The 19,486-nt window shown below is 36.5% G+C and carries 18 protein-coding genes; 13 read left to right on the top strand and 5 right to left on the bottom strand.

Annotated features, from left to right (window positions below):
* Positions 1–58: 58 nt before the first annotated feature.
* Positions 59–1,231, top strand: a complete 1,173-nt coding sequence (locus tag ABXT71_RS10660; RefSeq protein WP_415371301.1) for a proline dehydrogenase family protein — start codon at positions 59–61, stop codon at positions 1,229–1,231.
* Between the two features lie 63 nt (positions 1,232–1,294).
* Here ABXT71_RS10660 and ABXT71_RS10655 read toward each other — a convergent pair whose 3' ends face one another.
* Both ABXT71_RS10655 and ABXT71_RS10650 read right to left on the bottom strand, forming a co-directional pair.
* Positions 1,295–1,669: a hypothetical protein gene (locus ABXT71_RS10655; RefSeq protein ID WP_415371300.1), complete on the bottom strand. Its 375-nt coding sequence runs from the start codon at positions 1,667–1,669 to the stop codon at positions 1,295–1,297.
* A gap of 48 nt (positions 1,670–1,717) precedes the next feature.
* Positions 1,718–2,917 carry an alanine dehydrogenase gene (locus ABXT71_RS10650; RefSeq protein ID WP_415371299.1) on the bottom strand — a complete coding sequence of 400 codons (1,200 nt, stop codon included), beginning with the start codon at positions 2,915–2,917 and terminating at the stop codon, positions 1,718–1,720.
* Between the two features lie 1,151 nt (positions 2,918–4,068).
* On the opposite strand from ABXT71_RS10650, the gene ABXT71_RS10645 reads away from it, so the two are divergent.
* Positions 4,069–4,485 carry a helix-turn-helix domain-containing protein gene (locus ABXT71_RS10645; protein WP_415371298.1) on the top strand — a complete coding sequence of 139 codons (417 nt, stop codon included), beginning with the start codon at positions 4,069–4,071 and terminating at the stop codon, positions 4,483–4,485.
* On the opposite strand, the gene ABXT71_RS10640 is transcribed toward ABXT71_RS10645, so the two are convergent.
* The 3 genes from ABXT71_RS10640 to ABXT71_RS10630 form a co-directional block, all read right to left on the bottom strand.
* On the bottom strand, positions 4,474–5,010 hold the full coding sequence (locus ABXT71_RS10640; RefSeq protein ID WP_415371297.1) for a hypothetical protein: 537 nt from the start codon (positions 5,008–5,010) through the stop codon (positions 4,474–4,476). The genes ABXT71_RS10645 and ABXT71_RS10640 overlap by 12 nt on opposite strands.
* Positions 5,011–5,270: 260 nt before the next feature.
* A complete protein-coding gene (gene tsaE / locus ABXT71_RS10635) occupies positions 5,271–5,684 on the bottom strand; it encodes a tRNA (adenosine(37)-N6)-threonylcarbamoyltransferase complex ATPase subunit type 1 TsaE (protein ID WP_415371296.1) in 414 nt (137 codons plus the stop codon).
* An 89-nt stretch (positions 5,685–5,773) separates the two neighbouring features.
* Entirely contained in the window at positions 5,774–7,324 is a 1,551-nt protein-coding gene (locus ABXT71_RS10630; protein ID WP_415373101.1) for a response regulator, read from the bottom strand.
* Positions 7,325–7,596: 272 nt separating this feature from the next.
* Between ABXT71_RS10630 and ABXT71_RS10625 the strand changes: the two genes are divergently transcribed.
* From ABXT71_RS10625 to ABXT71_RS10575, 11 genes are all read left to right on the top strand, one after another.
* Positions 7,597–8,829, top strand: coding sequence for an HD domain-containing protein (locus ABXT71_RS10625; protein ID WP_415371295.1), 1,233 nt, complete (start codon positions 7,597–7,599; stop codon positions 8,827–8,829).
* A gap of 365 nt (positions 8,830–9,194) precedes the next feature.
* Positions 9,195–10,214, top strand: coding sequence for a UDP-3-O-(3-hydroxymyristoyl)glucosamine N-acyltransferase (gene lpxD / locus ABXT71_RS10620; RefSeq protein ID WP_415371294.1), 1,020 nt, complete (start codon positions 9,195–9,197; stop codon positions 10,212–10,214).
* Positions 10,214–11,620, top strand: coding sequence for a bifunctional UDP-3-O-[3-hydroxymyristoyl] N-acetylglucosamine deacetylase/3-hydroxyacyl-ACP dehydratase (locus ABXT71_RS10615; RefSeq protein WP_415371293.1), 1,407 nt, complete (start codon positions 10,214–10,216; stop codon positions 11,618–11,620). The genes lpxD and ABXT71_RS10615 overlap by 1 nt, the downstream gene beginning before the upstream one ends.
* Positions 11,620–12,402 carry an acyl-ACP--UDP-N-acetylglucosamine O-acyltransferase gene (lpxA, locus tag ABXT71_RS10610; protein WP_415371292.1) on the top strand — a complete coding sequence of 261 codons (783 nt, stop codon included), beginning with the start codon at positions 11,620–11,622 and terminating at the stop codon, positions 12,400–12,402. Before ABXT71_RS10615 ends, lpxA begins: the two co-directional genes overlap by 1 nt.
* Before the next feature lie 103 nt (positions 12,403–12,505).
* Positions 12,506–13,072 (top strand): elongation factor P, encoded by a 567-nt coding sequence (efp, locus tag ABXT71_RS10605; protein WP_415371291.1) that lies wholly within the window; start codon positions 12,506–12,508, stop codon positions 13,070–13,072.
* Positions 13,073–13,142: 70 nt separating this feature from the next.
* Positions 13,143–14,078 carry a UDP-3-O-(3-hydroxymyristoyl)glucosamine N-acyltransferase gene (locus tag ABXT71_RS10600; RefSeq protein ID WP_415371290.1) on the top strand — a complete coding sequence of 312 codons (936 nt, stop codon included), beginning with the start codon at positions 13,143–13,145 and terminating at the stop codon, positions 14,076–14,078.
* On the top strand, positions 14,078–14,491 hold the full coding sequence (locus tag ABXT71_RS10595; protein ID WP_415371289.1) for a nuclear transport factor 2 family protein: 414 nt from the start codon (positions 14,078–14,080) through the stop codon (positions 14,489–14,491). Before ABXT71_RS10600 ends, ABXT71_RS10595 begins: the two co-directional genes overlap by 1 nt.
* Positions 14,492–14,597: 106 nt before the next feature.
* Positions 14,598–15,470, top strand: a complete 873-nt coding sequence (gene sucD / locus ABXT71_RS10590; RefSeq protein ID WP_415371288.1) for a succinate--CoA ligase subunit alpha — start codon at positions 14,598–14,600, stop codon at positions 15,468–15,470.
* A gap of 204 nt (positions 15,471–15,674) precedes the next feature.
* Positions 15,675–16,421 carry a 3-oxoacyl-[acyl-carrier-protein] reductase gene (gene fabG, locus ABXT71_RS10585; protein WP_415371287.1) on the top strand — a complete coding sequence of 249 codons (747 nt, stop codon included), beginning with the start codon at positions 15,675–15,677 and terminating at the stop codon, positions 16,419–16,421.
* A 74-nt stretch (positions 16,422–16,495) separates the two neighbouring features.
* Entirely contained in the window at positions 16,496–18,529 is a 2,034-nt protein-coding gene (locus ABXT71_RS10580) for a vWA domain-containing protein (protein ID WP_415371286.1), read from the top strand.
* 15 nt (positions 18,530–18,544) lie between these two features.
* Positions 18,545–19,357 (top strand): prohibitin family protein, encoded by an 813-nt coding sequence (locus ABXT71_RS10575; protein WP_415371285.1) that lies wholly within the window; start codon positions 18,545–18,547, stop codon positions 19,355–19,357.
* Positions 19,358–19,486: the final 129 nt, after the last annotated feature.

Here is a 19,486-nt window from a genome sequence, read left to right as displayed (position 1 = left end):
ATCACTATTGCCTTTTACTTTTCAAATCTAACTATATTTGTATTTATATCTGACTAACATGATCGTAAATTCTATTTTTGATAATACCCAAACCGCTTTCGCCTTAAAGAGCGATAGTGAACTCGAGCGCGCTTTCTTTTTATTTAAAATGATAAGCAAAGAACCCTTAGTTCGTATAGGAACTGCTGCAACAAAGTTTGCGCTTAATATGAGTTTGCCCGTGGAAGGCTTAATACGGTCTACGGTATTTGACCATTTTTGTGGCGGTGTTAGTGAGAAAGATTGTATCTCGACTGTTGAGAGTTTATTTGACGCTGGGGTTTATTCTGTGCTAGATTACTCAGTAGAAGGGAAAGCAGAGGAGGCACAGTTTAATGCTACCATGGAAAAAGTGATAGAGCTCACCCGCTTTGCCAAAAATAAATCGGCTATGCCATTTTCAGTCTTTAAACCTACTGGTTTCGGAAAGTTTAAAATCTGGCAAAAATTGACAGAAAATGAAGCCTTGACAGAAGTAGAAGAAGAGGAGTGGAAACAAATTAAAGCCCGTTACACTAAGGTTTGTGAGATAGCTAAAGAATGTGACATCGCTTTATTAATAGATGGCGAAGAGTCGTGGATGCAAGATGCAGCAGATGAGCTATGCGAGCATATGATGATAAAGTATAATACAGATAAACCTGTTGTTTATAACACCCTGCAATGCTATAGGTGGGATAGATTGGATTATTTAAAAGAGCAGCACGCAAAAGCAAAAGCGGGAGGTTATAAATTAGGGTTTAAAGTGGTGCGTGGTGCTTACATGGAAAAAGAGAACGACCGCGCTGAAGATAAAGGATATCCAACCCCTATCTGCGATAGCAAAACTGCTACAGATGATAATTTTAATGCTGTGATGAAATATATTATGGACAACCTAGATGATATTAGTTTGTTTGTAGGAACCCACAATGAACACAGTAATTATTTGGCTTTAGAAATTATGGATGCCAAATCTATTCTTAAAACTGATACTAGAATATGGTTTGGACAACTTTATGGTATGAGTGACAACATTAGCTTTAATCTCGCCTCAGAGGGTTACAATGTCGCTAAGTATATCCCATTTGGTCCTGTAAAAGATGTGATGCCCTATCTTATAAGACGAGCAGAGGAAAACACTTCGGTAGCTGGGCAGACCAGTCGTGAGTTGACTTTGATAAAAAGAGAAAAAGCTCGAAGAAAGGTGTAATTTTTTTTAGCTATTTAATAGTTTCGCTATTAGAATGATAGCGCTTTATACAGAAGAATAAGCTTAATATATAACTTCTACACGCTGCACTGTAGCGATGGAGTCACAATTCTTCACCGTCATTTTCAATTCTTTCTTCATCGATGTACCTTGGATAATGTACACTTTACAAGAATCTAAACCCCTAGTGCTTTCGCTAAACAAGACGTTTCCTTTTCGCAATAAGGTGCTTATTGAGGATGTATCTAATTGGTGACTCGTTAATTTCTGTATAGTTGTTTCAGAAAAAACACGTTCTTTGATTCGTATATTTTTTAATACCCTAGAATTAGGACCATAATCGCAAGATGTGCGTTTTCCCCCTAAAAAGAAAAATAAAAGGATAAGTCCAATAATAAAACCTATTCCATAAAATACAAATCGTTGTCTAATGCGCATATAAAAATATAAGATTGTAAAGATAAAATAGGACTGGCGTAAAACCTATTAAAACATTAGAAGATTAAGATCACTATATGGAAGATCAAACCAACTGGCTACTGCTTTATTAGTAAGAATCCCTCGATAATAGTAAAGACCGTTTTTTAAGCCTGGATCAAAACGAATCGCCTGTTCGAGCCCACCATTTTCTGCAATATCTAATAAATATGGCGTAAATATATTGCTTATAGAAATTGAAGCGGTCTTAGGGTATCGTGCAGGAATATTTGGTACTCCATAATGTATCACGCCGTTTTTAATCTGTGTTGGTTGGTCGTGCGTAGTCATCTCTGTTGTTTCAAAACAGCCACCCATATCAACACTTACGTCGATAATCACCGCGCCTTTTTTCATATGCTCCACCATTGTTGTAGTCACAATAATAGGGGAGCGGTTATTCCCTCGTACCGCACCAATAGCAACATCACAGCGCCGCAAGGCTTTCATCAGGTTTTTGGGCTGCATGGTCGAAGTGTATAGTGTGCGCCCTACATTAGTCTGCAACTTACGCAGTTTAGTAATGGAACTATCAAATACTTTTACGTTGGCCCCAAGACCTAAGGCAGAACGAACTGCAAATTGACCTACTGTCCCTGCGCCAATCACGACAACTTCTACCGGTGGTACGCCAGAAATATTACCGAACAATAATCCATTTCCTTTTTTTGCATTGACCATTAACTCCGAAGCGATAAGTACAGAAGCTGTGCCGGCGATTTCGCTGAGTGCCTTGACAGCAGGGTAACTGCCATCTTCATCCTTAATAAATTCAAAACCTACTGCAGTAATTTTTTTCTTGGCGAGGAGTTCAAAATATTTGGCTTGTCTTGTTTTTAGTTGGAGTGCAGAGATCAAAACCGTTTTTGGATTGATCATATCAAGTTCTTCAATAGTCGGAGGTTCGACTTTTAAGAGTATTGGGCAACCAAAAACTTTCTTAGCATCATTTGTTATCATAGCTCCAGCCTCGCTATAATCTCTGTCACTAAATCCTGCTTCTTCACCAGCCCCTTTTTCGACTAATACTTTATGACCATTTGCAACGATGGCACCCACGGCGTCTGGCGTTAAACAAATACGTTTTTCTTGAAAATAGGTTTCTTTAGGAAGTCCTATAAAGAGTTCGCCTTTCTGTTTTGCGACTTCCAGTTTTTCTTCTTGAGGGATCAATTGTTCTTTAGTAAATGGTGTATTAGAGTTTGACATGATGGCTTAAGTTGGTCGCACTAAGTTACATTATTAATTTAACTTTTTGAAAGACTATTTAGAGTGAAATATTAAGTTTTTCACTTCAATTTTTAGGTCATAGTCTAAGAATAGCGGTTGCAACTTATGTGCTTTTCTCAAATTAATATAGAGATGTATGAACTGGGAGGGGAAAAGGTTGCTCTCCATCTTTAAACTATGTGCTTTGTGAGTTAGTTATGTTCAAGATTGGGATTGCCTAGCTCTGTAACCACTTTAATATTTGTGATGTTTTCACCTATGGATAGGCCTTATTTAAGAATGTGAAAAATAATAACATAAACAAGATAACTAAGGCTAAGCCTTTTTTGAATATCATTAGAGATGTATTAATTCGTTGTCTTATAAAACAGAGGAATTTAAGTGTATAACAAAGCATCTATCTAACAGCGGTTTTCTTGTTTTTCACGAGAGATACAACTGTTATGAGTTTGTTAATGATTAAGCTTTTAAGAGATTCCCTAGATCAAGACATGTTGTATTCTGCCACTCAAAGCTGGGTTAATTATCCATTTTTATTTATTGTTTTACTTTTTTTCCTGTTGTGGGTGCGCAAGTCATTAATCAAGAGAAATTGGAGAACAAGAGGGTTGAGGGGTTTTTAGAGTATTACTGCGCACTAACTAATACCTAGAATTAATGCCGTAATAGTTACTCAATATTTTTATAATAGAGAAGGGAATAAATATGACAGAATAATGATGACCCTCGGTTTTAATAGGTTCGAGAAAATTCAATTTCTAGTTACTTATGTTATATATGCTCACTTGATAGCGAATCTAACTAAAAACATTAAGCATATTACTTACCCGACTTTGGGTTGTTTATTAACGGGTTGATGACTTAAAAACATTAGAGATTATGGTAATGATCCATTAATACAGGCCTGCGCAGTCTCTAGAGAGTCAGGTAATCTTCCTTATCAATCGAAAATAATAGAACCATTAATTCTTAAAAACTTTGAGACTCCAAAGTTACTGAGTGATAAAGACGAAGTGATTTCCAGGCTCAACCAAGAGAATAAGTTGTATCAAACTAAAAACTTCTGGCCAATTTTAAGTTTGATATACATCTTTCTATTAGCAGTTGTATTTTATTCCGAAAATATTATTTTGATAAAACGTTATAAAAAGATTACTAGCAAACAATTTTATTCTGCAGAAGGAAGCATAGTGGAGATTAGTGCCAATCGAGTGATAGCTACTATTTCACCAGAAATTATTGAAGATATTTTAGAAAAGTTGGATTGCTTTGAGTGTAAAAAAAGTTTATTACCCGCTAAATTGAGACTGAGTCAATTAGCTCACGATTTAAACACAAATCCAAACTATTTGTCAAGAATAATTAATTTTACACTTGATGAATTAAGAACGAATCAAAAGTTTGGAAAATACTCCATTAAAGCGATTGCGAAGGAATGTGTTTTCAATAGCGCAAGTTCGTTTACAAGAGATTTAAAAAAAACCACAGGACTATACCCATCGTACTTTGTAAAGCAATTAGTAAAAGTAAGAAGCTTAACTAAATAAATCTTTAATCTGACCCCAAAGCGTACGCTTTTGACCTAATTCTTCTTCAAAAGATTGAAGATTATCACCGCGAACACTGTTAAATAGTTTCGCTCTAATTAAATATACAAATGGAATGATTACCGCCATAAGGGGTAATATATAAATGATCTCTAGAGAATCCTGATTAGAATTTTCTAAGCAAAGGGACCAAAGTTGAAAAGAATACATCGCCAATGGAACAAGAATTATCCAGTGCCACCAATGTTTACAAGTGAAAAACCAAATCAATAATAGGTATACAGGGATGGCTTTTCCTGCTAAATACCAAGCATATAGATACCAAGACCCATATGAGGTTTCTATTTCAAAAAAGAAAGTTTTCCAGACGCTAGACGTTGGAAAACTTTCATATGAATAAAATAGTATAGGGCTAAGCGCAATTAATAATACGATTACACCGCCTAAAACTAAACTCTTCTTATCCGTTAGCTGGGGGCTGGACGTTGAGCTTTTTAAGGTCGATTTGTTGTTCTGTTTGATCATCTGTTATACTTTCAGGCGTACAAGACGCAAAAAGACCCATACTAAAAATTGCTACGATAAAAACTGATTTAAATAATTTCATAATATTTTTGATTTTGTGAGGTTAATAGTACAAACCTAACACAATATCACACAAGTATTGAAATTATCATTGCCGTATATTTACTAGTTGGTCTTTTTTGTAAGGATATGACAATAATTTTTAAGTTTCCTTGAATATTTATCAATTAAACCTAATTAAATGCATTTCATCGATTATTTCATTTAGTGGGGATCATTTTTATAGTTCTACTTCCGTTGTTGTTGTTGGTTAAATATAATTTATCTGCATTTTCAGGTAGTAATCCCTCTATTTTTTCTGGCCACTCTATAAAATTCCAGTGACCTGAGTAAAAATATTCTTCAACACCAATATCTAAAGCTTCTATTTTATCTTCAATTCTATAAAAATCAAAATGATATATAATATCATCCGCTGCTTTATATTCATTCACAATTGAGAATGAAGGACTACCTATGGTATCTTTTACGTTTAATTCTATGGCTAATTGCTTAATTAATGTCGTTTTCCCTACACCCATCTCACCATAGAATAGCAAGTTTTTAGTGGAGGCGCCTTTGAGTATTAACGCAGCTACTTGAGGTAACTCTTGTATGGTAAAGGTCTGTTTCATTATTTCTTTATGCTCCAAATATAACAAAAAACTCGATATAGTTATATTTTTACTCGATAAAACGCACGTATAGAGAATCTTCTTACAAGCTACCTTGGAGTTAGGACACAAAACGGGATAATCATCTCTTCAAGAGAGACACCTCCGTGTTGGTACGTGTTTCTATAGTAACTTACATAATGGTTATAGTTATTAGGATACGCAAAGAAGAGGTCTCCTTTTGCAAATACAAAGCTACTACTCATATTAATAGTAGGTAGGTGTATGCTTTTAGGATCTTTTGCTGCAAGCACATCTTTATCTTCATAGGTAAGACTGCGACCTGTTTTGTATCGTAAGTTGCTACTCGTGTTTCTATCTCCAATAATCTTAGTCGGGTTCTTTACGTTTATTGTACCGTGATCTGTAGTAATAATGAGTTTAAAGCCGAGCTTACTAGCCTGTTGGATGATTTCCATCAATGGCGAATTCTTAAACCAGCTTTGTGTTAAAGATCGATACGACTTATCTGTAGAGGCTAATTCTTTAATCACTTCCATTTCTGTCTTAGAGTGAGACAACATATCTACAAAGTTGTATACTACCGCCACAAGGTCATCATCTTTGTGTTTTTTAAAATTATCTGAAAGCTTCTTCCCTTGCTTTAAACTGGAGATTTTATGATAGCTCCATTTATAATCAAGCCCAAATCTTTTTAACTGCGCTTCCAGAAACTTGTCTTCATACATGTTCTTGCCGCCTTCTTCGGTATCGTTTAGCCAGTAGTTAGGATGCAACTTTTCCATGTCACTTGGCATTAAACCAGAAAATATAGCATTTCTGGCATATTGAGTAGCCGTAGGCAGGATGCTGCAAAACAGTTTTTCTTCAGTTTTTTTATAGGCATTTTGTACGAAAGGTTCAAACGCTTTCCACTGGTCATAACGTAAATTATCAACGACCACTAATAAGGTAGGTTGTTTGTGGCTCAATTGTGGTTTTATCCAGTCTCTAAATAGCGTGTGAGACATTACGGGCGGATCTTGGTCTCCATTAAACCAATCAGTATAGTTCTTGTCTATAAATTTACAAAACTGGTTGTTCGCTTCTGTTTTTTGAGATTCAAGAATCTCAAACATACCGCTGTCTTCTAGCGTTTCTAGCTCTAGCTCCCAATAAACTAACTTTTGATAAAGTTCAACCCAACCTTCATAGGTATTAATCATCGCCATATCCATTGCGATTTTTCTAAATTCTTGTTGGTAATTAGAAGTCGTCTTTTGCGAAATCAATCGTGAGTGATCGAGATTCTTTTTTAAACTCAATAAAATCTGATTTGGATTTACTGGTTTAATCAGATAATCTGCAATCTTAGATCCAATGGCCTCTTCCATGATATATTCTTCCTCACTTTTAGTGATCATTACCACAGGTATTTCGGCACGTTTTTCCTTAATTTCGGCTAAAGTTTCGAGACCGGTAAGCCCTGGCATATTTTCGTCTAGGAATATAATGTCAAAAGTCTCATCCTCAATAATTTCAAGTGCCTCTGTTCCGCTTTGCGCGGTAGTTACATTATAATTTTTCTTTTCTAGAAATAGAATGTGTGGTTTTAATGATGCAATCTCGTCGTCTACCCATAAAATTTTAATCTCACTCATATATGTATCTTTGTCTTTATGCTCCATAGCTTTAGCATAGGAGTGTGTCTATTAAAATAGACTAGTATTTTAGTCAGAACATTTCAGAAGGAACTAAATATTCCAAATAATTTGTGAAGAAATATTTACATTGTCCAGAGCTTTGGCATAGGAAAATTACTTCTGAAATCTTATTGAATCATCATCGTTAGCTAAATGATCCATATCTATAACTTCAAAAATAATATTGAAGTATTTCAAAAGTCATTTAGTTATAATAAAAAATTAAAAACTTGAAACAACAAAATACGCTAAAGATAATTAACGACCCTATATATGGGTTTATAACTATCCCGAGCGAACTCATTTTTAATTTAATTGAGCATCGTTATTTTCAGCGGCTGCGAAGGATTTCGCAAATGGGAATGAGCTATCTGGTATTTCCGGGAGCGCATCATACGCGTTTTCATCACACGCTGGGCGCAATGTTTTTAATGCAAAAAGCAGTGCAGGTACTTCGTTCTAAAGGTGTAGCGATTAATGATGAAGAAGCAGATGCTTTATATATAGGTATACTTTTACACGATATAGGTCACGGTCCTTTTTCTCATGCAATGGAGCACAGCATTGTAAATAGCATTAGCCACGAGGATATTTCTTTATACTTTATGGAGGCCCTTAATGCTGAAATGTTAAACAAATTATCTCTAGCGATATCCATTTTTAAAAACGAATATTCTAGAAAGTTTCTTCATCAACTGATAAGCAGTCAGCTGGATATGGATCGTTTAGATTATTTAAGACGCGATAGTTTTTACACGGGAGTGACAGAAGGAGCTGTTAATAGCGAGCGATTAATTGCTATGCTCCAAGTAAAGGATGATAAACTTGTTGTTGAAGAAAAAGGGATTTATTCTGTTGAAAAATTTATTGTCGCCAGAAGATTAATGTATTGGCAAGTGTACTTGCACAAGACTGGTTTTGTTGCAGAAAACCTTTTACTAAGAATGCTTAAACGTGCGAAAGAACTGTCTGGTGAAGGAGTCACTTTGCGCTGCAGCGATGCATTACAGTACTTCTTGCAACATAAGATTACTAAAGAAAAATTTAACACAGAAGTCTTAGAGATCTTTGCTAAGTTGGATGACACAGATATTATTTCGGCAATGAAGTTTTGGTCTTCTCACGAGGATTTTGTCTTGTCAGAACTTTCAAACATGCTACTTAATAGATCACTTCTAAAAATTAAAGTTAAGAAAAATCCTATTTCAATCGAGAGAGTTACAGAAAAGAAAAAGCAGGTGATGGCGAAGTATTCCTTAACTGAAGAAGAGGCTTCTTTTTTTGTGTTTACAGGAAGTATGACCAATCAAGCGTATGATATGGTGCACGACACGATAAATATTCTCACTAAAAAAGGCAAAGTAATAGATGTAGCAAAAGCGAGTGACCAACTAAATATTGAAGCCTTGTCAAAAAGGGTGGTGAAGCATTATTTTTGTTATCCTAAAGGGGTGGGGGCTTAGTTTATTAGGTTTCATTATTCTTTTGTTTTTAAACCTGTTAATGGTTTAAGCGCAAGGTCAGAGTGCTTCGGGAAACATAGGCTTTTCTAAAGGAAGTAAGAATTTTTTAGCTTACCTCGGGTAATCATTCTATTGTTATATTATGTTTTTTTTCTTATCGTCTTTACCTTGTCTTTTGCTCTGCCTCTTTGCTCTTCTTTACTGTATGCGCCTTTAATCATTAGTTTTAAGCTACTATCTTAAATTAGAAGTATTTCCGAAGCTGTCTAAAATCTTAAAAACAACCTGCTAACGTAGGTCTATTATTTTACTTATTTTTGTCTGCATTTGTGGTTTTCCATAATCACGAACACAACCAATAATCTATGAAATTTACAGCAGCGCAGATTGCAGGCATTCTTGAAGGAGAAGTTGAAGGTGATGAGCAAATAGAAGTGTCTAAATTAGCTAAAATTGAAGAAGGGGTTCCTGGATCCCTCACGTTTTTGGCAAACCCAAAATACACATCATTTATATACGATACGGAAGCGTCTGTTACTATTGTTAGTAAAGACTTTGAGCCTGAAAAACCTATAAACACGACCTTGATTAGAGTGGAAGATGCTTATAAAGCTTTCTCAAAATTACTGGAATATTATAATATGGTAAAGATGAATAAAACCGGCATTGAACAGCCCGTGTTTATTTCTGAATCTGCGATCTATGGCGCAGACCCATATATAGGTGCTTTTGCTTATATTGGTGATAATGTAACGATTGGTGATAATGTAAAGTTGTATCCTAATGTATTTATTGGTGATAATGTAGCCATAGGAGATAATGTGATAGTTTTTGCAGGAGCAAAAATATATTCTGAAACCATTATTGGTAATAACTGCGTCATCAACGGTGGTGTCATTCTTGGGGCCGATGGTTTTGGGTTCACTCCTAACGAGGAAGGAATTTACAGTAAAGTGCCACAAACAGGAAACGTTATGCTAGAGGATAATGTTGATATTGGTGCTGGAACAACGATTGACAGAGCTACCTTAGGTTCCACTATCATTAGAAAAGGCGTAAAGCTAGACAACCAGATACAGATTGCACATAATGTAGAGATAGGAGAAAACACGGTGATAGCTGCGCAGACTGGGATTGCGGGTTCTACAAAAATAGGAAAGAACTGTATGATAGGTGGGCAAGTAGGGATTGCTGGACATTTAACCATAGGTGATAATGTAAAAATACAAGCACAAAGTGGAATAGGACGTAACCTTAAAGACAATGCTACATTACAAGGTTCGCCAGCATTTAATTATGGAGATTGGAACAAAAGCTACGTTCACTTCAAAAATCTACCCGATATCATGAAGCGATTTAATACCTTTGAAAAAAACAAACAATAATGACCACGAGTACAAGTAAACAAACAACGATAGCCAAAGAAGTTTCGCTAACCGGTGTTGGTTTGCATACTGGAGCGGAAGTAACTCTTACTTTTAAACCAGCACCTGCAAATCACGGTTATAAATTTGTTCGAGTAGATCTTGACGATCAACCCATTGTTGAGGCAGACGCAAATTATGTGGTAGATACACAGCGTGGAACCAATCTCGATAAAAACGGAGTAAAAATCCAAACTAGTGAGCATGTACTTGCAGCCTTAGTGGGAATGGAGGTTGATAATTGTATTTTAGAACTTAACTCAAGTGAGCCCCCTATTATGGATGGCTCTTCGAAGTTTTTTGTGGAAGCCATAGAAAAAGCTGGTATTGTTATTTTAGAAGAATTCAGAGAAGAATATGTGGTAACCGAGGTGATTACTTATAAAGATGAGGAATCCGGAAGCGAGATTATCCTAATGCCCAGTGATGAATACAAAGTGACTACGATGGTTGATTTTGGGACTAAGATTTTAGGAACCCAAAACGCATCATTAGAACGCTTATCAGATTTTAAAACCGAAATATCAGATTCTAGAACTTTTAGCTTTTTGCATGAGATTGAGATGTTGTTGGAGCATGGGCTAATAAAAGGAGGAGATCTGAACAATGCTATTGTATATGTTGATAAGGAGTTGTCTCCTAACACGATGGATAAGCTACGTAAGGCGTTTGGAAAAGAGTCCATTTCTGTAAAACCTAACGGAATACTTGATAACTTAACACTGCATCACGCTAATGAGGCGGCAAGACATAAGTTGCTAGATGTCATAGGCGACCTTGCTTTAATAGGAACGCGTATACGTGGGAAAATAATAGCAAACAAACCTGGACACCATGTGAATACGCAGTTTGCAAAAAAACTTGCAAAACAAATAAAACTGGAATTACGTAATAAAGTGCCTAAAGTGGACCTTTATGCGAAGCCAGTAAAAGACGTAAACCAAATAATGGAAATGTTGCCACATAGGCCACCATTTTTATTTGTAGATAAAATAATTGAACTATCTAGTAATCATGTTATTGGTCTTAAGAACGTAACAATGAATGAGCCATTTTTTGTGGGTCATTTTCCTGGTGCACCAGTGATGCCAGGAGTTCTTATTGTAGAAGCCATGGCACAAACAGGAGGAATTCTAGCACTGAGCACTGTTCCAGATCCTGAGAATTATTTGACATTCTTTATGAAAATAAATAATGTCAAGTTTAAACAACAAGTAAACCCTGGAGATACTTTAGTCTTTAGTTTAGAGTTAATAACACCTATACGCAGAGGAATCGTCCATATGAAAGGGAATGCTTTTGTAGGAGATAAACTAGTGACCGAAGCAGAATTAATGGCGCAAATAGTCAAAACAAAAAATTTATAATGAATCAACCATTAGCATACGTGCATCCTGGAGCTAAGATTGCAAAAAACGTTGTGATTGAACCATTTACAACTATTCATAATAACGTTATCATTGGAGATGGAACTTGGATTGGGTCTAACGTGACGATTATGGAGGGAGCGCGAATTGGGAAAAACTGTAATATTTTTCCAGGCGCCGTAATCTCTGCAATACCACAAGATTTAAAATTTCAAGATGAAGATACGACGGTCGTTATTGGTGATAACGTAACGATTAGAGAATATGTAACCGTAAACAGAGGTACTGTTGATAGAGGTAAAACTGTGATTGGTGACAACTGTCTTATTATGGCCTATTGCCATATAGCACACGATTGCATCGTAGGGAATAACTGTATTTTTTCAAACAATAGTACCTTAGCTGGGCACTGCACCGTTGGTGATTATGTTATTCTTGCTGGAATGACAGCCGTTCATCAGTTTTGTATGATAGGAAATCATGCGTTTGTGACGGGTGGATCGTTGGTTCGTAAAGATGTGCCGCCGTTTGTAAAGGCAGCGCGTGAGCCATTGAGTTATGTAGGGATTAATTCTATAGGATTAAGACGTCGCGGGTATGCAGCTGATAAAATCAAGGAGATTCAAGATGTATATCGCATTTTGTATCAGAAAAGTTATAACAACTCGCAAGCAGCTCAAATCATTGAGGCTGAAATGGAGGCAACCCCAGAGCGGGATGAGATTTTACAATTTATCAGAAACTCTAAGCGCGGTATTATGAAGGGTTATTTTAGTAATTAAAAAACTCTTTTTTACTTCGGAAATTTTAAAAATTTGATATGTCCGAAGCAGACAAAAAATAGAAATAAATTAATAGCCCGCGATTGCGGATTAATAAAATTATATGGCATCAACATCAGATATTAGAAATGGATTATGTATTAGGTTTAATCATGATATTTATAAAGTGATTGAGTTTTTACACGTTAAACCGGGTAAGGGCCCTGCTTTCGTAAGAACAAAGCTTAAAAGTGTCACGAATGGAAAGGTGATTGATAACACTTTTTCAGCAGGTCATAAGTTAGATGACGTACGTGTAGAGACCCATAAGTTTCAGTATTTGTACAATGACGGAGAGTTTTATCATTTTATGAATGAAGCAGATTACACCCAAATTCGCTTGTTAGAGGCAGCATTGGACAATCCTGGATTAATGAAAGAAGGAGAAGTGGTGAAAGTAACAATGAACTCTGAAGATAATTCACCGCTATTAGTAGAGTTACCGGCCAGTGTCATACTTGAAGTAACAGCTACTGAGCCAGGTATAAAAGGTAATACAGCAACAAATGCTACAAAGCCAGCAACCGTAGAAACAGGAGCAGAGGTAAATGTGCCTTTATTCATTAACGAAGGCGATAAGATAAAAGTAGAAACCGATAAAGGGACATACAAAGAAAGAGTAAAAGAATAGTATATCTTCCTAAGAAAAATAAATCCCTCCTGTATCTTATACGGTGAGGGATTTTTTTTATATTTGGCTCATGAAGTTTTCTAAACCACAGACTTTAAGAGATATTGCTAAGCTCATAGATTGCGACTTCTTAGGGAGCGCAGACTTCCCTGTTTTAGGGCTGAACGAGATTCATGTTGTGAATCCTGGCGATATTGTTTTTGTAGATCATCCTAAGTATTATGATAAAGCATTACAGTCACAAGCGACCATAGTGCTTATAAATAAGGAAGTTGCCTGTCCAGAAGGAAAGGCTTTATTAATTTCTGATGATCCTTTCAGAGACTTTAATAAGATAATTAATCATTTTAATCCATTCATCGCGGCAAGAGCAGTGATATCAGACTCTGCAGAAATAGGATTGCATACTGTAATACAGCCAAATGTTTTTATCGGGAATAACGTAAAAATAGGGAAGGACTGTTTGATTCATCCTAATGTAGTTATCTATGATAATACCATCATTGGAGATAGAGTAACTATTCATGCAGGAACCGTACTAGGAGCAGATGCTTTTTATTATAAAAATAGGCCAGAAAATTTTGATAAACTGGTAAGCTGTGGCAACGTTGTCATTCAAAACAATGTTGACATTGGTGCGCTGTGCACCATTGACAAAGGCGTGACTGCTTCAACTACTATTAGCGAAGGGACAAAGCTTGACAATCAAGTACACATAGGCCATGATACTTTAGTGGGTAGGCGCTGTTTAATTGCTGCACAAGTTGCAATTGCAGGTTGCGTGATTATTGAAGATTTTGTGACAATTTGGGGGCAAGCTGCCATTACAAGTGGTGTCACCATAGGAGAAAAAGCAATAATCTCTGCGCAAAGCGGAGTAAGTAAATCGCTGGAGGGACATAAGAGTTATTTTGGGTCACCTGCAGACGAATTCAGAAAAAAATATAAGGAAATAGCTTCCATAAGGTTGATACCAGATATTATAGAAAAATTAGACAAATTATAATGAGTACAAGCGCAAAACAAATTGTAAAGGATTTTTATAATTCAGATTTTATTAATGATCACACGGTGCTCGGTAAATATATGCACCCAGAAGTTGAACTCATTTGGAACAGTACAGATGGCTTATCTGTATTTCATTTTGATGAGATCATAGCTACTTTTCAAGAAATTGCACGCACGTACAATGAGCTGAGAATAGAAGTGAGTCACATGCTTGAAGATGATGATCATGTCACGATGCGATATAAGTATTATGTTCGCACCATAGAAAATCCAGACGAAGAGCTTGGAATCGCTCATTTTATTGCAATCTGGCAAGTAAAGGACGGCAAGTTATACCGTGGTCATCAAGTAAGCCAGCCTGCGATGAATCAGGATGACACAAATAGTTCTTACCATAAAGTAAAAGTATAAAAACTACAAATTAGAACAGAGATATATTGTATCTTTGCCATCTCAAAAAACAGCATATTTCCGAGGAAATTACGGAAACATAATCACACAAAAAGAACATAAAAGCATGAGCGTTTTAGTAAATAAAGATTCTAAAATAATTGTACAAGGGTTTACCGGTAGTGAAGGTACTTTTCACGCGGGTCAAATGATCGAATATGGAACTAATTTAGTGGGTGGTGTTACTCCGGGAAAAGGGGGGCAATCGCACTTAGACAGACCTGTTTTTAATACAGTTGCAGAAGCTGTAAAAGAAGTAGGAGCAGATACGACCATTATTTTTGTACCACCAGCCTTTGCCGCAGATGCGATTATGGAAGCGGCAGATGCAGGAATTAAAGTGATTATAACAATTACAGAGGGAATCCCAGTTGCAGATATGATTAAGGCTTCAAACTACATAAAGCATAAAGCGTGTAGATTAGTAGGTCCTAACTGTCCAGGTGTGATTACTCCAGGAGAAGCAAAAGTAGGTATTATGCCAGGTTTTGTTTTTAAGAAAGGTAAAATAGGAATCGTTTCCAAGTCAGGAACATTGACATACGAAGCGGCAGACCAAGTGGTAAAACAAGGTCTTGGTATTACGACAGCGATCGGTATTGGAGGAGATCCTATTATTGGGACCACTACAAAAGAAGCGGTTGAGATGCTTATCAATGACCCAGAAACTGAAGCTGTGGTAATGATTGGGGAGATAGGTGGCCAGCTAGAAGCAGATGCTGCATATTGGTACAAGAATAGTGGCAGTAAAAAACCAATTGTTGGTTTTATCGCTGGTGAGACTGCACCGGCAGGACGTACAATGGGGCACGCAGGTGCAATAGTTGGAGGCAGCGACGATACAGCACAAGCAAAGAAGAAGATTATGCGTGAGTGCGGAATTCACGTAGTAGATTCTCCAGCAGAAATAGGTAAGAAAGTCGCGGAAGTGATTGCGTAATTACAGCGAAATACGATAGAAAAAGCCCTCCAAATATGTGGGGCTTTTTTATGTTTAAGCGTGAAGCTTTTGGTATATTTGGATTTAGAGAACTTCGGAAATTGTAAGGAATTGAAATGAAGTTATTTTTTATTGAACTATGGCATAGTTCAGTAGCTTGTTAAATAAAATGATCATAACCAACAACTAATTAACCATTATCACATGAAATTATTAGAAGGCAAAACAGCAATCATCACGGGTGGAAGCAGAGGAATAGGAAAAGGAATTGTTGAAGTATTTGTTAGTCACGGCTGTAACGTAGCATTTACATACAACTCATCTGCGGCACCTGCGGAGCAATTAGCATCAGAATTAAGCGCCTCCGGTGTAAAAGTGAAGGCATACAAAAGTAATGCTGCAAATTTTGATGAATCTCAAACACTTGCGGCTACTGTTATGGAAGACTTTGGTGGTATTGATATATTAATAAACAATGCAGGAATTACTAAGGATAATCTTTTGATGCGTATGTCTGAGGATGACTTCGACACTGTTATTGAGGTAAACTTAAAGTCTGTCTTTAATATGACAAAGGCGGTACAGCGAACCATGCTTAAACAACGTAAAGGTGCTATCATTAATATGAGTTCTATCGTAGGGGTGAAGGGAAATGCAGGACAGACCAACTACGCTGCTTCAAAAGCAGGGATCATTGGTTTTTCAAAATCTGTGGCACTGGAGTTAGGTTCTCGTAACATAAGATGTAATGTGATTGCTCCAGGATTTATAGAAACAGAAATGACAGGGAAACTTGATGAAGTTACGGTACAGTCTTGGAGGAATGCAATTCCATTGAAGCGTGGCGGAACACCAGAAGATATCGCAAACACCTGTGTCTATTTGGCAAGTGACTTATCTGGGTATGTTACCGGGCAAGTGCTTAATGTAGATGGAGGAATGTTAACATAGAGGATTCAAGGTTCAAAGTTTAAACTTCAAAATTTGCACATCTTAGATCGCATATCTAAAGCCGTACATCATTAATGACTCCAGAAACTATTTTATATATATGCATTGCGGCCCTTGTATCCCTTGGGCTCGCACTTTTTATGTATGGATATAAAACCAAGTACAATGGAAGGTTTAAATGGTTGTTTGGAGTGCTTCGGTTTTTAACTTTGTTCTTTATTCTTTTGCTGATTATCAACCCTAAAATGACAACAGATAGTTATTTTACAGTTAAACCTAAACTTCCTATCTTAGTGGATAATTCTAATTCAATCAGTGAGTTAGGTAGAGAAAAAGAGGTATTAGAATTAGTTCGAAAAATACAAGAGGATGCTGGTTTAAATGAAGCGTTTGATGTTTCCTTATTCAAATTTAGTAATGATATCAGTAGCTTAGATTCGTTGTCATTTTCGGAGAATAACACAAATATCGCTCGGTCACTATCATCTATCAATGAGTTATACCAGGATGAAACAGCGCCTATTTTGCTAATCACAGATGGAAATCAAACTATAGGAAGAGATTATCAGTTTTTAGGCAATTCGCTTAAAAACCCAATATTCCCTATTGCAATTGGAGATTCTACAAAATATATTGATCTTAGAATTGCTCAATTAAACACCAATAAATACGCATTTCTTAAAAACCAATTTCCGGTAGAAGTCATTTTATCTTATGCTGGTACTGGTGCAGTTACGAGTCGGTTTGTGGTGACACGAGGCAGCAACACGGTGTACACAAAGAATGTTAGCTTTAGTGAAAGTAAGACCTCAGAGACTTTGTCATTTACACTTCCAGCGTCCGTGGTTGGATTTCAGAAGTATATAGCGCAAGTAGTTCCTATTGAAGGAGAGAAGAATACCCCTAATAATGTGAAGTACTTTGCCGTCGAGGTAATTGATCAATCTACAAATGTATTGGTCGTAAGCAGCATCATTCATCCAGATTTAGGCGCATTAAAAAAGGCAATCACGAGTAACGAACAACGAAAATTTCAAATTAAAAAACCGTCTGAAGCACTGTCTTTATTAAATGATTCTCAATTAGTTATTTTATATCAACCGGACAGGACTTTTGCGGGGGTGTATACAGAACTAGATCGATTAAAGAAAAATAGCTTTACTATTTCTGGATTAGAGACAGACTGGAACTTCTTAAATACGGCACAAAGCAATTTTAATAAAAATGCGACCAACCAATCTGAAGAAATCACAGGAGATTTAAATAGCAACTTTGGCTCATTTGCTGTCGAGGATATTGGGTTTTCAAGAATGCCACCCATGCGCACGCTCTTTGGTGAATTAGAAATTACGGTACCTCATGAGATTGTATTAGAGCAAATAGTAGATGGTTTCTCTTCTGAAACTCCATTATTAGCAACGATGGAATTAAATGGGAAACGTGATGCAATCCTAGATGGAGAAGGGGTGTGGCGATGGAGAGCAGGATGTTATGTTAGGAATAAGAATTTTGAAGCCTTTGATAATTTTATGGGTAAGATGGTTCAATACCTCGCATCAAATAAACGAAGGAGCAGGCTTGAGGTCAGTAGTGAATCGTTTTACTATAATAACAATGCGATTAAGATTTCAGCACAATATTTTGATAAGAGTTTTGTGTTTGATCCTCGAGTTCCGTTAAATATTACTGTTGTAGATGAGGAGACACAAAAGCGCGCGGTTTATCCGATGCTCTTACGTAACAATTTTTTTGAAGTGGATTTAAGTTCGCTTTCCGCCGGAAATTATAAATATACGGTGGCCACACAGGGCCAAAGTGTTGCTAGAAGTGGTAACTTTGCTATTATAGGCTATTACGCAGAAAAACAATTTAATAGTGCTGATGTAACAAAATTACGTGTCTTGGCGACTTATACAGAAGGAAGCCTATTTGCGACCAATCAATATGAAAAACTATCGTCTGCACTAGTGAGTGATGCTCGTTTTGCGACCATCCAGAAAAGTGAACAAAAAACAGTACCGCTCATTGATTGGAAATATTTATTAGGTCTAATAGCACTCACTCTTGCGTTGGAGTGGTTTATAAGAAAATACAACGGACTCATTTAACTTAAAATAAAAATTATGGAAAAAGTACCAAAATTAGGAATACCAGTAATTATCATATTAGTGATACTAATAATAGTAATGGTGAAGTCTTTCGTTCAGATTCGTTCTGGAGAAGCGGGGGTTTTATACAAGCTTAGCGATGGTGTTGTTACAGATTTACCGCCATTAGGAGAGGGTTTACATTTTATTGCACCTTGGAATGATGTTATTAAGTATGAAGTGCGCCAGCAAGAACTTTTCGAAAAGATGAAAGTACTTTCATCAAATGGTTTAGAGATTCAGATTGATGCTTCAGCTTGGTACCAACCGGTTCCAGAAAAAGTAGGTTTTTTACACCAAACTCTTGGTCAGAATTATTTACAACGTGTAATTCAGCCAGCGATACGCAGTGCAGCAAGAAGTGTTGTAGGTCGTTATACACCAGAGCAATTGTATAGCAGTAAAAGAGATGCGATACAAGATGAAATTTTTACAGAAACTAAAAAGATTCTTGATAAACAATACGTGCAGTTAAACGAAGTGCTTGTTCGTGATGTGACGCTACCAGCTACAATTAAGACGGCTATTGAACGCAAACTTAAACAAGAGCAAGAATCATTAGAATATGAGTTTAGACTTGTTACAGCCTCTAAGGAAGCAGAGAAAGTGCGTATTGAAGCACAGGGTAAAGCAGATGCAAACAAGATTTTAAGTGCTTCTCTTACTGATAAGATTCTTTTGGACAAAGGAATTGATGCTACGTTAAAGCTAGCACAATCTCCTAACACTAAGGTCGTAGTAATAGGGTCTAGCGATAGCGGCTTACCTTTAATTTTAGGTGACAACTAATTGCTGAAATAGTATAGCATTATTATATGCTCACAAAGATAAAAACCCTGCAATATGATTGCGGGGTTTCTCTTTTCTATAAATGTCACCATACACAGAAAATCATTTTACTTTATAAACGGCAGTTGA

It is taken from the genome of Patiriisocius sp. Uisw_047, assembly GCF_047730165.1.
GTDB lineage: Bacteria > Bacteroidota > Bacteroidia > Flavobacteriales > Flavobacteriaceae > Patiriisocius.
This window is presented reverse-complemented; position numbering and strand designations above follow the sequence as displayed.

What these genes read in the sequence shown, in the direction of transcription:
- ABXT71_RS10655 (WP_415371300.1), bottom strand. Translation starts at nt 1,669, where the DNA reads ATGCGCATTAGACAACGATTTGTATTTTATGGAATAGGTTTTATTATT.
- fabG (WP_415371287.1), top strand. Translation starts at nt 15,675, where the DNA reads ATGAAATTATTAGAAGGCAAAACAGCAATCATCACGGGTGGAAGCAGA.
- tsaE (WP_415371296.1), bottom strand. Translation starts at nt 5,684, where the DNA reads ATGAAACAGACCTTTACCATACAAGAGTTACCTCAAGTAGCTGCGTTA.
- ABXT71_RS10580 (WP_415371286.1), top strand. Translation starts at nt 16,496, where the DNA reads ATGACTCCAGAAACTATTTTATATATATGCATTGCGGCCCTTGTATCC.
- ABXT71_RS10650 (WP_415371299.1), bottom strand. Translation starts at nt 2,917, where the DNA reads ATGTCAAACTCTAATACACCATTTACTAAAGAACAATTGATCCCTCAA.
- ABXT71_RS10640 (WP_415371297.1), bottom strand. Translation starts at nt 5,010, where the DNA reads ATGATCAAACAGAACAACAAATCGACCTTAAAAAGCTCAACGTCCAGC.
- efp (WP_415371291.1), top strand. Translation starts at nt 12,506, where the DNA reads ATGGCATCAACATCAGATATTAGAAATGGATTATGTATTAGGTTTAAT.
- ABXT71_RS10615 (WP_415371293.1), top strand. Translation starts at nt 10,214, where the DNA reads ATGACCACGAGTACAAGTAAACAAACAACGATAGCCAAAGAAGTTTCG.
- lpxD (WP_415371294.1), top strand. Translation starts at nt 9,195, where the DNA reads ATGAAATTTACAGCAGCGCAGATTGCAGGCATTCTTGAAGGAGAAGTT.
- sucD (WP_415371288.1), top strand. Translation starts at nt 14,598, where the DNA reads ATGAGCGTTTTAGTAAATAAAGATTCTAAAATAATTGTACAAGGGTTT.
- lpxA (WP_415371292.1), top strand. Translation starts at nt 11,620, where the DNA reads ATGAATCAACCATTAGCATACGTGCATCCTGGAGCTAAGATTGCAAAA.
- ABXT71_RS10575 (WP_415371285.1), top strand. Translation starts at nt 18,545, where the DNA reads ATGGAAAAAGTACCAAAATTAGGAATACCAGTAATTATCATATTAGTG.
- ABXT71_RS10600 (WP_415371290.1), top strand. Translation starts at nt 13,143, where the DNA reads ATGAAGTTTTCTAAACCACAGACTTTAAGAGATATTGCTAAGCTCATA.
- ABXT71_RS10595 (WP_415371289.1), top strand. Translation starts at nt 14,078, where the DNA reads ATGAGTACAAGCGCAAAACAAATTGTAAAGGATTTTTATAATTCAGAT.
- ABXT71_RS10660 (WP_415371301.1), top strand. Translation starts at nt 59, where the DNA reads ATGATCGTAAATTCTATTTTTGATAATACCCAAACCGCTTTCGCCTTA.
- ABXT71_RS10630 (WP_415373101.1), bottom strand. Translation starts at nt 7,324, where the DNA reads ATGAGTGAGATTAAAATTTTATGGGTAGACGACGAGATTGCATCATTA.